General features: G+C 32.0%; 12 protein-coding genes and 1 other RNA gene. 9 read left to right on the top strand and 4 right to left on the bottom strand.

Translation table 11 applies throughout. The features are described 5' to 3' along the window. Positions 1–209: 209 nt before the first annotated feature. Positions 210–2,147, top strand: a complete 1,938-nt coding sequence (locus MOV42_RS03220; RefSeq protein WP_324172372.1) for a methyl-accepting chemotaxis protein — start codon at positions 210–212, stop codon at positions 2,145–2,147. Positions 2,148–2,244: 97 nt separating this feature from the next. Further along, positions 2,245–2,619: a transfer-messenger RNA gene (ssrA, locus tag MOV42_RS03215) on the top strand. 72 nt (positions 2,620–2,691) lie between these two features. Here ssrA and MOV42_RS03210 read toward each other — a convergent pair. Next, on the bottom strand, positions 2,692–4,389 hold the full coding sequence (locus MOV42_RS03210) for a methyl-accepting chemotaxis protein (protein ID WP_324172371.1): 1,698 nt from the start codon (positions 4,387–4,389) through the stop codon (positions 2,692–2,694). Positions 4,390–4,740: 351 nt separating this feature from the next. On the opposite strand from MOV42_RS03210, the gene MOV42_RS03205 reads away from it, so the two are divergent. Beyond that, positions 4,741–5,961, top strand: coding sequence for a DEAD/DEAH box helicase (locus tag MOV42_RS03205; RefSeq protein ID WP_324172370.1), 1,221 nt, complete (start codon positions 4,741–4,743; stop codon positions 5,959–5,961). Here the strand turns inward: MOV42_RS03205 and MOV42_RS03200 are convergent, their stop codons facing one another. After that, positions 5,962–6,339, bottom strand: a complete 378-nt coding sequence (locus MOV42_RS03200) for a hypothetical protein (protein WP_324172369.1) — start codon at positions 6,337–6,339, stop codon at positions 5,962–5,964. It abuts the gene before it with no gap. 73 nt (positions 6,340–6,412) lie between these two features. Then, positions 6,413–7,072, bottom strand: a complete 660-nt coding sequence (locus MOV42_RS03195) for a ferritin family protein (protein ID WP_324172368.1) — start codon at positions 7,070–7,072, stop codon at positions 6,413–6,415. Positions 7,073–7,187: 115 nt separating this feature from the next. Here MOV42_RS03195 and MOV42_RS03190 point away from each other — a divergent pair, with 115 nt between their 5' ends. From MOV42_RS03190 to MOV42_RS03175, 4 genes are all read left to right on the top strand, one after another. Beyond that, complete coding sequence (locus tag MOV42_RS03190) at positions 7,188–7,589, top strand: Fur family transcriptional regulator (RefSeq protein ID WP_324172367.1); 402 nt, start codon at positions 7,188–7,190, stop codon at positions 7,587–7,589. 74 nt (positions 7,590–7,663) lie between these two features. Beyond that, the gene (locus MOV42_RS03185; RefSeq protein WP_324172366.1) at positions 7,664–8,590 is read left to right on the top strand and encodes a ribose-phosphate pyrophosphokinase; all 927 of its coding nucleotides are present in this window, start codon (positions 7,664–7,666) and stop codon (positions 8,588–8,590) included. 33 nt (positions 8,591–8,623) lie between these two features. After that, complete coding sequence (lepA, locus tag MOV42_RS03180) at positions 8,624–10,414, top strand: translation elongation factor 4 (RefSeq protein ID WP_324172365.1); 1,791 nt, start codon at positions 8,624–8,626, stop codon at positions 10,412–10,414. Position 10,415: 1 nt separating this feature from the next. Further along, the gene (locus MOV42_RS03175; RefSeq protein ID WP_324172364.1) at positions 10,416–10,991 is read left to right on the top strand and encodes a ComF family protein; all 576 of its coding nucleotides are present in this window, start codon (positions 10,416–10,418) and stop codon (positions 10,989–10,991) included. Here the strand turns inward: MOV42_RS03175 and MOV42_RS03170 are convergent. After that, the gene (locus MOV42_RS03170) at positions 10,983–12,980 is read right to left on the bottom strand and encodes a hypothetical protein (protein ID WP_324172363.1); all 1,998 of its coding nucleotides are present in this window, start codon (positions 12,978–12,980) and stop codon (positions 10,983–10,985) included. The two genes, MOV42_RS03175 and MOV42_RS03170, sit on opposite strands and share 9 nt — an antisense overlap. Positions 12,981–13,161: 181 nt before the next feature. Here MOV42_RS03170 and grpE point away from each other — a divergent pair, with 181 nt between their 5' ends. Then, entirely contained in the window at positions 13,162–13,725 is a 564-nt protein-coding gene (gene grpE, locus MOV42_RS03165; protein ID WP_324172362.1) for a nucleotide exchange factor GrpE, read from the top strand. Between the two features lie 39 nt (positions 13,726–13,764). Further along, the gene (gene dnaK / locus MOV42_RS03160; RefSeq protein WP_324172361.1) at positions 13,765–15,654 is read left to right on the top strand and encodes a molecular chaperone DnaK; all 1,890 of its coding nucleotides are present in this window, start codon (positions 13,765–13,767) and stop codon (positions 15,652–15,654) included. Positions 15,655–15,665: the final 11 nt, after the last annotated feature.

Below are 15,665 nucleotides of genomic sequence, written 5' to 3'. Positions count from 1 at the left end.
TTCCTAGTATTGTTTAGAACAAGTTTACACTATAAATGATTTAAGTTTAAAGAAATTCTTCGCTATAATAAAATATATTTTAATTTGGAGACTACAATATGAAGAACCTATCTATAAGAACACAAGTTTTGACCCTCGTAATTATTTCTTTAATTACTTTATCTACAATCCTGACCTTTGTTTCAATTGCTAAAAGCAAAGACGCTTTAATGGAAAAAAGTTACAGTAGCTTAACCTCAGCAAGGGATTCTAAAGCTGAACAGATTCAAAACTTCTTTAGAGAAAGAATTGGTGATATAAATATAATTGTACAGAGCGATAATGTAAAAGCTTTAGTGAATAGTTTAACTAGCTTAGATAATAAGCTATTTATAGATCCACAAGGTGCCTTTCCTATAACTAACCCAGAAGTTAAAAAAGCAACAGCTCCACATGAAAAGTTCTTTAATAAATATATAAAAGAATATGGTTATTATGATTTATTTTTGATTGATCCAGAAGATGGTCATGTTATCTATACAGTAGCAAAAGAATCTGATTATGGTAAAAATCTTATAACAGGAAGTTTAAAAAATAGTGGACTTGCAGAAATATTTAAAAAAGTAAAAGAGCTAAAAAGAGCTGTATTTGTAGACATGAAACCTTATGCCCCAAGCAATGGTGCTCCAGCTATGTTTTTAGGTGCTCCTGTACTTGATAAAGATGGACAATTAGAAGGAATTTTAGTATTTCAAATCTCAGATGCTGCGATAAATAAAATCATGCAATTTAGAAGTGGTTACGGATACTCTCAAGAAGATTATTTAGTCGGTCAAGATAAGCTTATGAGAAGCGATAGCTTCTTAGACCCTAAAGCTCACTCTTTACAAGCTTCATTCGCCAATCCAACTACAGGTAGTTGTGATACACAAGCAAGTAGAAATGCCTTAAGTGGTCAAAAAGACACAAAAGTAATTATGGACTATAATGGTAATCCTGTGTTATCTTCTTATGCTCCAATTAAAGTAGGCCAAGATTTAAATTGGGCAATATTAAGTGAAATAGATGAAGCAGAAGTTTTAATAACTCCAAATAATATTAGGAATACTCTTATTATAGGTGCTTCCATTATTTTACTCATTGTTATTGCTATTGCATTTTTTGTTATCTCAATAAGTATTATTAAACCATTAGATGCATTTAAAATAAAGATACTTGAAATCTCTTCTAATCATGATTTAAAGCAAAGAGTAGACATAAACGCTCCACAAGAGATTATGGATATGGGTAAAAGCCTCAATACTTTACTTAACTCATTACAAGAACTAATAGCTACTGCTAAAAATTCTTCTACTGAAAATTCTTCCATATCTCATGAGCTTTCAACTACTGCCGTAAGTGTTGGAAATAATGTTGAAAATTCTGTTACCATAGTAGAAGAAGCAACAGTCCAAGCAAAATCAGTTCAAGATGAAATAACAAATGCCATTTCTGATGCTCAAAAATCTAAAAATGATATTGTTGAAGCGAATGAAAATCTAGGAACTGCAAGAAATGACATCATATCTTTAACATCAAAAGTTCAAATCACTGCACAAACAGAGGCGGAACTCTCCCAAAATATGGAAACTCTTTCAAAAGATGCAGAAGAAGTCAAAAATGTGTTAGTTATCATAGGAGATATAGCAGATCAAACTAATTTACTTGCTTTAAATGCTGCTATAGAAGCTGCAAGGGCGGGAGAACACGGAAGAGGTTTTGCAGTTGTTGCAGATGAAGTTAGAAAACTGGCTGAGAGAACTCAAAAAACATTAGCAGAGATAAATGCAACTATAAATGTTGTTGTTCAATCTATCAGTGACGCTTCTACTCAAATGAGTGCAAATTCAAATGAGATACAAAAACTTGCAAATATCGCACAAACAGTTGAAGATAGAATCAACTCAACAGTTGTTATAGTGAATGAAGCAGTTGATGCAAGTGATAGAACTGTAAAAGACTTTGAAAATACTGGTAAGAATGTAAAAGTAATTGTAGGTAAAGTAGAAAAAATAAACGTACTCTCATCTACAAATGCTAGAAGTGTTGAAGAAATTGCTTCGGCAGCTGAACATTTAAATACACTGACAAATGAGCTTAATTCAAAACTTGAAACATTTCGTACTTAAAAGATTGTCCTAACTAGTGCCTCTACTAGAGGACTAGGACAAATTCAAAAAATAATAGTCATATTTTTACAAACTATATGTTATACTTCGAATATATGGGGCTGACCTGGTTTCGACGGGATCAAGTAGCTTTTGACTGCATGTCGGACTGAGCATTTCCGTTATACGGCTTAAAATTGCTTAAACGCAAACAATACAAATTATCGCCCAGCTTTAGCAGTAGCTTAAGTTTTACCCCCTCTTAGAGGACGGGCTGCTTCACCGATGGACTCTAGATAAGTCGGATTCGAAGTATAACCCCTATGTAGATATATTTTAAGTCTGTCTCAGCTTAAAATGAACCTTGAGGCTCGTTCTGTGTAGCTTTGCAAGTTGTGTGAAGCAGGATTAAACTTTAACGGCTTTTCTAAGCATGTAGATGTCAGGAGTAGCGTGGTTTCGGACTGGAGTTCGATTCTCCACAGCTCCACCATTTATTTCTCACTCAACCCCTCACAAATCCCTAAATTGCAAAACTTTAAAATAATTTCAAATGCTCTCCCGATTAAGTATTAAATATATCAAGCTGATATTTAAGCTTATCTGTTAATGAATTTAGATGACTAGACGCACTTGATATCTCTTCAACATTTCTAGCATTATTTGATGAGAACTCATTTATCTCTTTCATTTGAGCTACTATTAAATTTATACTTTTATTTGTCTCTTCAAACTTAATAACTGCTCTATCATTTGTTTCAGATGCTTTATCCACTATATCTACAGAACTATTTATCTCTATCTCAACTTTTATAGCTATAGTTGATAACTTTTGTATCCCTGTAGAATTACTACTCATTTGTGTACTAGCATCTACTATTGATTGAACTATTAAGCTTATTGTAGTATTAATCTCTGTTAAACTTTTTTGCGTTCTCTCTGCTAGTTTTCTAACTTCATCTGCAACAACTGCAAATCCTCTCCCGTGTTCTCCAGCTCTTGCAGCTTCTATAGCAGCATTTAAAGCTAGTAAATTTGTTTGTTCTGCTATATCTTCGATAACTCCTAAGACATTTTTAACTTCTTCTGCACTACTAGATAACTCTTCCATTTTATTTGCTAACTCATCTTCCAACTCTGCACTACTTTGTATATTTGTAGCTAGAATTATTATATCTTCTCTTGCAGATTGTAGTTTCTTGTTTGCTTGGTCTATTTCTTTTTTACTTTCTTTTGCATCTTCCATAACACTTGATATCTCTTCTTGTACTTTAATTACTTGCTTATTTGAATCTTCTACTAATACTACAGAATTTTCAACATTTTTTCCTACTTGAACTGCTGTTGTTGATAGCTCATGAGATATAGAAGCATTTTCATTAGATAAATTTTTAGAATTGTCTATTAAGCTTAATACTTGATCTAATAATTCATTGAATACTGTTGCCATATGAGAAAGCTCTTGTGGAGCATTTGTATCTGCTCTTATTGTTAAGTCATTATTTTTAGTAACTTGCACCATAGTAGCTTCAAGTTTATTAATTGGTTTAATAACTCCTACCATTATGAATACACCGATTACAAATATGAAACAAATAATAAGAACCATTGCTATATAAATATTTACTAACCAAAAATTTGCGTTATCTTTCGCCTTTTTAAGTTGAGCTGTTGTTCTTTTTTCTAATTTTGTAAAGAACTTTTTAATCGGTGTACCTATTTTAACTAACTCATTGTGGTAATTATCATCGAACAATAAACGCACAGCAAAAGCATCATAAGTTTCATTTGTAAGAGGAGTAGCTGGTCCTTTAACAAAGTCTCCCTTTGTAATTGTAGCCATTGCTTGTACTTCTATATTAACCAAAGCAGTAGAGAGCTTACCTGCTTCAGCCAATAGTGAAAATTCTTCTTGTGTAAATTGTAATTTTTTCATAATGTCATTTTGTGAAATAGTTTTACCTTTATATATATCAACTCCATCGTTAGGGCGAGAAATTTTTGCACTACGCCATGCTAAAAAGGCATTATATTTATCTAAATATTTTGAATTCCCTGTCTGAGCATAAGTTCTTGCCATATTTGTCAAATTAGCTGAAACTGCAGCTACTTCTTTAGCTATCACATATGATTTATATTGCTGTTCAGATAAATAATGTTGTTTATCATTAGCTATACCATAAAAATACAAAGCACCTACGCAAAACGCAACAATGACAGCAGAAACCATTGCTATCATGAATATTCCTGTTCTTAAACTCATCATATTATCCTTTTTTTTTAATAATAACTTAAAATGTTAATTATTAACTATTAACTACTTATTTTATCATAAAATAGTTATTAATAGTATTTTCAGTGAACTTTTTGAAAATTTTACAAGGATTATAAATTAAAATAAAAATTAAATCATAAATATTTAAGTCAAAAACAATAAATGTATGAGTAAAATATTATAAAATTATCCATGTTACATAGGTAGGTGTAAAAATGAGTCAAAAATATATACTAAATAATTTACCTTTAAAAAAAGAGATAGAAAGTTGGTCGTGATATTTATTTTATAAATACACAACTTTTTAATTTACTTCATAAATAAAATAGGACACAATAAATGACTTTTTCTTCACTTACACTCTCTTCAAATATACTGCAAGCACTTAACAAATATAACTTTAAAATACCTACTCCTATCCAAGAAAAGGTTATTCCTCTTATTCTTGATAACAAAGATATTATGGCAAGAGCAAAAACAGGTAGCGGTAAAAGTGCTAGTTATGTTCTTCCTATTTTAGAAAAACTACAAAAAAATCGCCCTCAAGGCAAAATGAAAATCAAAGTTCTTGTATTAACTCCAACTAGAGAACTAACTCTTCAGATTTCACAAACATTTGAAAATTTTTGTGAGTTTATGACAAAAGCTCCTAAGATTATTAGTCTTATAGGTGGAGAAGGTATTGGCAATCAACTTTACGATATTCAGCAAGGATGTGAAATACTAGTCGCTACTTCAGGTAGATTTTTAGATGTTCTTAGTAAAAAACAGATGAACCTTTCGCATCTAGAGTATTTTGTTCTTGATGAAGCGGATAAGATGCTAACTCTTGGATTTTCTGAAGAATTAAACCTAGTTCTAGATGCCATTCCTACCAAAAGACAAAACCTTCTTTTCTCAGCAACCTATCCAGATAAAATTTTAAACATAGCATCTAAGATAACAAAAAATGCTGTTGAAGTTAGCATAGATGAAGTTGTTCCAACGGTAGATACTATAACCCAAAGAGTAATAGAGGTAGATCAAGTAAATCGTGGTCCTCTACTAAGACATCTCATTAAAACTGAAAAATTAAAAAATGTACTTGTCTTTATGGCTAACAAAAGAGCAACTGACAACATAGCATATAAGTTTAGAAAGTATGGTTATTTAGCTGAGTCATTTCATGGTGATTTATGTCAAGAAGATAGAACTTACACACTGCGTGAATTCAAAGATAAAAAGATAAATATTCTTTTTGCGACAGACATAGCGGCAAGAGGTTTAGATATCCAAAATATTGATTGTGTTATAAACTTTGATTTACCTCGTTCTCCGACAGACTATATTCATCGTATTGGACGAACTGCTAGAGCAGGTAAAGAAGGTCTTGGCATTTCATTTGTATCACACGAAGACCAAGCACATTTTAAAATCATAGAAAAAAAATGTAAGGTGAAAATACAAAGAGAGCAAATAGAAGGATTTGAACTTACGGGAGAAGCACCAAAAAAAGAGAAAGGTTCAGCCCCAGTAAAAGGAAAAAAAAAGAGTAAAAAAGACAAACTTAGAGAGAAGTGATTATTTCACTTCACATTTATAGTTTATAATAACTCTATTCCCCCAGTCCATTGCTAAAGAGCTTATATCTTTTGGATTTATTTTACACATAATATTACTGTTTACATCTTTATAAATCTCTACAGGTATATCTCCTTCCTTCTGTGTATCAACATGTGCTAAGTTAATAATAGTGCTAGCATTTTGTAGTTTCATATCCTTGCTATTGTAAGAAATTGTATTTGTAAGACCTGATGCTTGTGCATTTTCTTTCGTTAATTCTCTTGTAACTTTTCCACCAACCATAAATTGATATGGATAACATTCAAGATTTATTTTTGACTCATTTGCAGATAACATACTAACAGCGAAAAGAAGAGATAGTGTTACGATTTTCATAAAGGGATTCCTTGTTTTATATGGTGTATCATATAAAACAAGAACTTTAGTATTGATTAATAGTTTTAAAAATTTACTTTTTAGAATTTAATCTTGACTGATACTCTTGGGGATGTTTACAAACAGGACAAACTTTTAAAGCTTTTTTCCCATAATGAACATGACCACAAATTTCACATATCCAAGATTCTTCTTCATTTTCACTTGTAAATTCTGCATCTGTTTCAAGTCTGTCTAAAAGCATCTGGAACATATTTTCATGTTCTACTTCGATTTTACCGATACCAGTAAATAATTTTGCTGCTTCTTTATGACCCTCTTCTTTTGCAATAGCTGCGAAATCAGGATACATAGTTACATTTTCATAAGACTCACCGTCTATTGCTACTTGTAGGTTTTCTTTTGTATTTCCAAAATTATCATCAGTCCCATTTGTCATTCTATTTGCTAACGCAAGTTCCATCTTAGCATGTTGTTTTTCATTATTTGCAGCTCTTTGAAAGTGCTCTGCAATATCCCGATAACCTTCTTTTTGGGCAATTTTTGCAAAATACTCATACTTATTTCTTGCCTGTGATTCACCTGCAAAAGATTTCATTAAGTTCACAAGAGTCAAATTAGGAGTAATCATCTCCATAGCTTCACCGCAACAGTAAAGTTCACCTCCACCAACATTTTGTACTTCTACTTCGTTACCACATTTATTACAGCTATATGATTGATACTGTTTCATTTTTATCTCCAATATTTATTCTAAAGGATAATTATTATCCTTTGTAATATTATACAATTATTAAACTTAAAACATAATTTTTATCCTTTAAACAAGGATAGTGTATAATTTCAACATGATTGACTTTACAAATGAATTAAGAATACATAACTTAAAAGCAACACCACAAAGACTAGCTATCTCAGATGCTATGCAAACTCATGGACATATAAATATAGATGCCCTATATACCATCATGTTAAAAAAATTTAACTCTATCTCACTTGCTACCATATACAAAAATATAAATCTAATGTTAGAAAATTCATTTATTCAAGAAGTTAAACTTCCTCAAAATAAATCAGTTTATGAACTAACAAAAGAAGTACATTCTCATTTAGTTTGTCAAAAATGTAATAAAATTTTAGATATAAATTTAGAATTACAAACTATTTTAAATGAAGCACAAGCACAAAGTGATTTTAAGATATCAAAATCAAATTTAGTATTATCTGGAATTTGTAAAAAGTGTCAATAATTTTTTAAATTTTAAAAACTACTCAGCACTATTGTTATATAATCCGCTATTAATTTTTATAGATAAGGAATCCCATGCGTGGTTATAAAATTTTTGCTGGAAGTGCTAGTGTTGATTTTGCAAAAGAAATTTGTCAAGTTCTAGATGTACCCTTAGCCGGTGCTAATATTAAGAAATTTAGTGATGGTGAAATTTCTGTCCAAATTGCAGAAAGTGTTCGTGGACGAGATGTTTTCATAGTGCAATCTACTGGCTGCCCATCAAATGACAATTTAATGGAGCTTTTAATTATGACAGATGCACTAAAGCGTTCTTCTGCTTCAAGTATAACTGCTGTTGTTCCTTACTATGGATACGCAAGACAAGACCGCAAAGCTGCTCCTCGTGTACCAATTACAGCTAAACTTGTTGCTAACCTTTATGAAACTGCTGGGATTGACAGAGTTATAACGATAGATCTTCACGCTGGACAGATTCAAGGTTTCTTTGATATCCCTGTGGATAATCTTTATGGCTCTATCACTTTTGAACACTATATAAAAAGTAAAAATCTTAAAAATCCTATTATTGCATCTCCAGATATTGGCGGAGTTACAAGAGCTAGATACTTCGCAAAACGAATGGGTTTAGAGATGGTTATCGTAGATAAGCGTCGTGAGAAAGCAAATGAAAGTGAAGTTATGAATATTATTGGTGATGTCCAAGGCAAAGACATTATTATAATAGATGATATGGTTGATACTGCTGGAACTATGGTAAAAGCAGCAACAGCACTTAAGAACAAAGGTGCTACTTCTGTAATGGCATGTGCTACTCATGGTGTACTTAGTGGAAAAGCTTATGAGAATCTAGAGCATGGAGAACTTGACGAACTTATTATTACAAATACGCTAGAAACAAAACCCCATAAAAATATAAAAGTATTAACAGTTGCGCCACTCTTTGCAGAGGTAATTCGTAGAGTCTATCATAACGAAAGTGTAAACGGACTTTTTGAATAAACAATAAAATTAGAAAGACAATAAGGTATTTATTTGAAAAACATTAGAAACTTCTCTATTATCGCTCATATAGACCATGGAAAAAGTACCCTTGCTGATAGAATCATTCAAGAGTGTGGAAGCGTTAGTGAACGAGAAATGGGTACACAAATGATGGACACAATGGACATCGAACAAGAACGCGGTATAACCATTAAAGCACAAAGTGTTAGACTTAACTATGTTAAAGATGGTAAACATTATATTTTAAATCTCATAGACACTCCAGGGCATGTTGACTTCTCTTATGAAGTAGCAAAATCACTTGCTTCTTCTGATGGCGCTTTACTTATTGTTGATGCAGCGCAAGGTGTTGAAGCTCAAACAATTGCAAATGTTTACTTAGCCTTAGATAATGATTTAGAACTTATTCCTGTCATTAACAAAATAGACCTTCCTGCCGCTGATCCTGATAAAGTTGCTGAAGAGATAGAGACTTCTATCGGAATTGATGCAACTGATGCTTGTTTAGTATCTGCAAAAACTGGTGTTGGGATTCGTGAGTTAATTGATGCTATTGTAGATAGAATCCCTGCTCCTGTTGGTGACCCTGATGCAACTACAAAAGCCATCATTTATGACTCTTGGTTTGACCAGTATTTAGGAGCACTTGCACTTGTTCGTGTTTTTGATGGTCAAGTAAAAAAAGGGCAAAATATTAAGCTTATGAGTAATGGTGAAGAGCACCATATTCTTGACTTAATGTACCCACATCCTATGAAAAAAATCAAAACTAAAACTATTGAGTGTGGTGAGATTGGTATAGTTATTCTTGGACTTAAAGAAGTAAGTGTTATCAATGTTGGTGATACTATTACTGATGTTAGAAACCCAACTACCGAGCCTGTTGGAAAATATGAACCTGCAAAACCATTTGTATTTGCAGGGATTTTTCCTATAGATACTGATAAATTTGAAGATCTTCGGGATGCACTAGATAAACTCAAACTAAATGACAGTTCTCTCTCGTTCGAACCTGAAACTTCAGTAGCGCTTGGTTTTGGTTTCCGTGTTGGTTTCCTTGGAATGTTACATATGGAAGTTATCAAAGAGCGTCTTGAAAGAGAGTTTAATCTGGACCTAATCGCTTCTGCCCCATCTGTAATCTATAATGTTTATCTAAGTAATGGGGACTTTATAAATGTTCAAAATCCTTCACAATTACCAGAAGTTAATCGTATAGATAGAATTGAAGAGCCTTATGTTAGAGCTACTGTAATAACTCCTGCTGAGTATCTAGGAAATATCATAACACTTTTGATAAACAAACGAGGGACTCAAACTAAGATGACATACTTAAATGAAGATAGAGTTATGCTTGAGTATGAAGTACCTATGAATGAGATAGTTATGGATTTTTATGATACCTTAAAGTCTATCTCAAAAGGTTATGCATCGTTTGATTATGAGCCTATTGAATTTAAAGTTGGGGATCTAGTTAAATTAGATATAAAAGTAGCTGGAGAAGCTGTAGATGCACTAAGTATCGTGGTACCTCGCAATCAAGCTCTTTCTCGTGGTCGTATTTTAGTTAAAAATATGAAAGAGCAAATTCCTAGACAACTTTTTGAGGTTGCAGTTCAAGCATCTTTAGGTTCTCAAATCATTGCTAGAGAAACTGTAAAGTCTATGGGTAAAAATGTTACCGCTAAGTGTTATGGTGGTGATATTACTCGTAAAAGAAAACTACTTGAAAAACAAAAAGCTGGTAAAAAGCGTATGAAGTCTATAGGAAGGGTTCAACTTCCTCAAGAAGCGTTTATGTCAGTTCTTAAAATGGACTAAGATGAAATGCTTATTGTGCGAAAGATTGTCTTTTGCACATATTTGTACCTCCTGCCAAAAAATATTTTTAACCCCTAGCATCTATAAACGAAAAATTTTAAACACCATAGAAGTTATCTCTTTTTATAAATACAAAGATATTAAAGACTTACTACATACAAAGCATACAGACCTAGGATATTATATTTATAATATTTTAGCTTTAAACTCATTTGTCAAGTTTGCTAAAGAGTTTCAATATGCAGATGCCATAACTTCCATAGCAGTTGATGATAGTGTAAGAAATGGCTACTCTCATACTGCAATCTTAAATAAAGCGCTTAATAGCAAATACATCAATCCACAATATAACAAACTTAGAGCAAAAAATGATATATCTTACTCTGGCAAAAGTAAAGAGTTTAGACTATTACATCCAAGAAACTTTAGCTTCAAAAATGAAACAACTAACGGCATAATCTTGGTAGATGACATAATAACTACAGGCTCAACACTAACTCAAGCCATACAAGTAATACAAAAGAGTCAAAAAGATGTTCTCTTTTGTCTTACTTTGGCTGATGCAAATTTAAAATAATCCCTTAATTAAGTTACCTATTTCCTTGGTAACAGCTTTTTCAACTTCTTTTTTTATTAACTTATTGGCATCTATCTTAACCTTTGGTTTTGATATATTACCATTTAGTTCTACTGTTATAGGACTAGAATTAGCAACTATTTCTATCTTAGAATTTATAGTTTTTCTTTTAGTATTTAACTTTGTATCTTTTGCCTTTATAGAGGAAGTATTTGACTTTAGATGCATAGATGCTAAGATTTTCTCTTTATTAATTTTTGCACCAACATCTCCTTTAAACTTTTGAGCATACATATCAACATGAGCGTACTGTTTTACAAGTGTTAAAACTTGATTTTCAGTAAATGTGCCATCTTTTAAATATCCTTTAAAATTGCCCCTCTTAGTCAATAAATTATAATCAATTTTAGCATCTAAAGACGCTTTAAATATCTCTGGATATATAAGCATGTGTAAAGCATCTAGAGTTTGCACACCTTTTACATCTGCATGAAAATCGTCGTTATGTAATAATGCATCTATTTTTCCACCTGCTACTTTTGTATATATACTTAAGTCCAAGTCTTTAGCTTTTTTAAGTTCACCATTTATAAGCATGCTTCCTTTCATATGCTGATTTGTAGTAAAAAACAACTTATCAAGGTTTGGAATCTGCATTGCATAATCACTCACTAATGATTTAGCATCTAGATTAAAACTAGCTTTTTTAATCTTAAGGTTTGCAAGGTTAGACTTCAAATCTACCTTAGTATTTATTAGATTAGCTTGTAGTTTAGTGTCTGTTTTCATAGTGAAGGTAGTCCTAGGCATCGGAGTTTTAAACTCATAAGCTTTTGTCATATATGCAGAATTGACTCGTCCACTTTTTATTCTTGTTAAAATTCTTCCATCTAATTTTCCACTTTTTGCATCTTTAATATCCACATCTAAAGAAAAAATGCCTTCAGCATAAGTAGGCTGTTTAAGCATATATAAAACACGAGAGAGTTTAAGATTTTTTACACTGAATTTTACTTTTGATAATACAAACTCTTTTAATACTGCTTCAAAATTTGTATCCGAAGATGCAAAATTACTTTTACCATCTACTATAAGATTATTTTTTGAACCACGAACTTTACCATCAAGTTTAAAAGTACCTCGAGCATCTACACCACTCATAGGTTTTAGTAAGGCTAACTCTTTTATATCAAGGTCATACTTTATATCTACATTTAACGGAGTAGGTCTAAGTTTTCCAGAACTACTGACTTTTAAAAGGTTTGATAGTAGTTTATATGTATACTTAACATCATCACCCTTTAGTTTTGCATCCAATCTCATAATAAAGTTAGTTGGAGGGACTACAAGATGAAAATCTTTTTTCATAACTTTAGTATTGATTTTCCCATCTTTTGTTGCTAGTTTTATATCTCCATCTAAAGCATGAGGTGTAATGTTTTTAAAATTTACATCTAAATTTACATCAGCACTTACATACTGTTTTTTTCCTATCATCTCAAGCAAGGCCGCTAGTTTTAACTCTTTTATATTTGCAATTATTGAAGTTGGGTTAAAGTCTGTAAGTTCTACATGATAAGTTGTAGCACTAAATGCTACATCACTTTTTCCATCTACCACAAAGTATGTCACATCGCCCTTAACATTTCCATCTGTATGAAACTTTCCTTTTAATGGTGCATTTGTTAGTGGCTTTAAACTAGATAGTTTATCCATCTCTATTTTATATAGTATATTAAACGCTTTTGAGAAGAGTGAATAAGTTCCATTTACATATATTATATTATCTCTATCAAGTTCTAAAATAATGGAAAATTCACTCATTGAAAGAAAAAATTTAGTTAATTTTGTATCTAATTTTGTTTTTTGTTTTATCTTTGACTCTATAATCGGTTGAAATGTTGAGTTTCCAATAGAGGTAAAAGCTAAAATATAAACTCCTATAATAACACTTGCTAAAAGCCCACCAATCCATGCTAAGTACTTCATATAATGCTCCAAATTTTTAATATATTATTTTACAATAATTCACTTTAAAGAGTCATTTCTTATACTTGATAGAGATAGACTAAACTTTCTTTAGTGAATATATTTAAGATACACTTGACATTGTTACACTCAATGTGTATAATGGTAATATCTTTTTAAAATAAGGAGTGATTTAACAACTATGTCAAAAGAATCCGAAGAAGAATTACAAGACGAACTGGAAGTAACTCAAGAAGAAGAAATAACAAGAGATGAAGCAGAGGCTGAAGCTGAAGCAGAAGCTGTTGAAAATGAGTTTGACTTTCTACAAGAAGAGTTGATAGCCCTAAAAGACAAATATGCACGAGTTCATGCTGACTTTGATAACATCAAAAAAAGACTTGAACGCGAGAAATATACAGCGGTAGAATACTCAAATGAGAAGTTTGCTAAAGATATGATTCCTGTGTTAGATGCACTAAATATGGCGATTACCTCTAGTGAAAGTGTAACTGACCCTGTTGAGCATTTTGAAAAGCTAAAAGAAGGTATGGAGCTTACACTTAAGCAATTTACTACTTCTTTAGAAAAACATGGAGTAACTATGGTTTCACATGATGAGCCATTTGACCCAAATATTCACAACGCTGTTCAAACAGTAGATAGTGAAGAGGTAGAGTCTGGACAAATCGTTCAAACTTTTCAAACAGGTTATAAATATAAAAACAGACCACTGCGTGAAGCAATGGTAATCGTAGCAAATTAAAAATATAAATATAAATATAAATAAATTAAGGAAATTATAATGAGTAAAGTTATTGGTATAGATTTAGGAACAACAAATTCGTGTGTAGCAGTTTATGAGGGTGGTGAAGCGAAAATTATCCCAAATGCAGAAGGTAAAAATACAACTCCTTCAGTAGTTGCTTTCACAGATAAAGGTGATGTTTTAGTTGGGGATCCAGCAAAGCGTCAAGCAATCACAAACCCTGAGAAAACAATCTCTTCTATTAAAAGGATTATGGGACTTATGATGAATGAGGAGCACGCTAAAGAAGCACACGATAAAGTAACTTACAATATCGTAGATAAAGATGGTTCAGCAGCTGTTGATGTAGCAGGAAAGATTTACACTCCTCAAGAAATCTCAGCTAAAATCCTTAGCAAATTAAAAGATGATGCAGAAACTTATCTAGGTTCTACTGTTACTGACGCTGTTATTACAGTTCCAGCATACTTTAATGATGCACAAAGAAAAGCAACTAAAGATGCTGGTACTATCGCTGGTTTAAATGTTCTTAGAATCATCAATGAGCCAACTGCTTCTGCTTTAGCTTATGGTTTAGATAGTAAAAAAGAAGAAAATGTACTTGTTTATGACCTTGGTGGTGGAACATTTGATGTTACTGTTTTAGAGATATCTGATGGTACTTTTGAAGTTTTAGCAACTGATGGTAATGCATTTTTAGGTGGAGATGATTTTGATAATAAAATTGTTGATATGTTAAATGATGAGTTTAAAGCTTCTCATGGAATTGAACTTAAAAATGATAAAATGGCTCTTCAAAGACTTAAAGATGCAGCAGAAAATGCTAAAAAAGAGTTAAGTTCAGCTACAGAAACTGAAATAAACTTGCCATTTATCACAATGACAGAAGCTGGACCACAACATTTAGTTGTAAAACTTACTCGTGCTAAATTTGAGGGTATGATTTCTGATTTAGTTGAAGAAACTATTGATCACATTAAAGTCGCGATGGAAGAGTCAGATTTAGAAAATAGTGACATAAAAGAAATCATCATGGTTGGTGGTTCAACTCGTGTACCAATTGCTAGTGAAGCTGTTAGTAAATATTTTGGCGGTAAAGATGTAAATAAAGGTGTTAACCCTGATGAAGTTGTTGCCGCTGGTGCTGCTATTCAAGGTGGTGTTTTAAGAGGAGATGTTAAAGATGTTCTTCTTTTAGATGTTACTCCTTTATCTCTTGGAATTGAGACTCTTGGTGGAGTTATGACTAAGATTATTGAAAAAGGAACTACAATTCCTGTTAAAAAATCTCAAGTTTTCTCAACTGCAGAAGATAATCAACCAGCTGTTTCTATATCTGTTGGTCAAGGTGAAAGAGAATTTGCTAAAGATAATAAATCACTTGGTCTTTTTGAGCTTGGTGATATTCCAGCGGCTCCAAGAGGTGTTCCTCAAATCGAAGTAACTTTTGATATAGATGCTAATGGTATTTTAACAGTTAGTTCAACTGATAAAGGAACTGGAAAGTCTCAGTCAATCACGATTTCTGGTAGTTCAGGACTTAGCGAAGAAGAGATTAATAAAATGGTTCAAGATGCTGAAGAGAATAAAGCTGCTGATGAAGAAAGAAAAGCAATGGTTGATTTGAAAAATCAAGCAGATGCACTTATTGTTCAAACTGAAAAATCTGTTACAGAAATGGGTGATAAATTAGACGCAGAAGAAAAAATTAAAATCGAAACTGCAGTAACTGATTTAAAAGAAGTTTTAAAAGATGAGTCTGCTACTAAAGAGCAAATTGAAGAAAAAGTAAAAACACTTACAGAAGCTTCTCATAAAATGGCTGAGCAAATGTATAAAGATAAAGAGCAAGGTACAGAGCAAAATCCAGAAGCTGATGCTAAAAAGAAAAAAGATGAAGATGTTATAGACGCCGAGATAGAGTAGGGATTTCCCTC

The sequence above is a fragment of the Sulfurimonas sp. genome (assembly GCF_029027405.1).
Lineage (GTDB): Bacteria > Campylobacterota > Campylobacteria > Campylobacterales > Sulfurimonadaceae > Sulfurimonas.
This window is presented reverse-complemented; position numbering and strand designations above follow the sequence as displayed.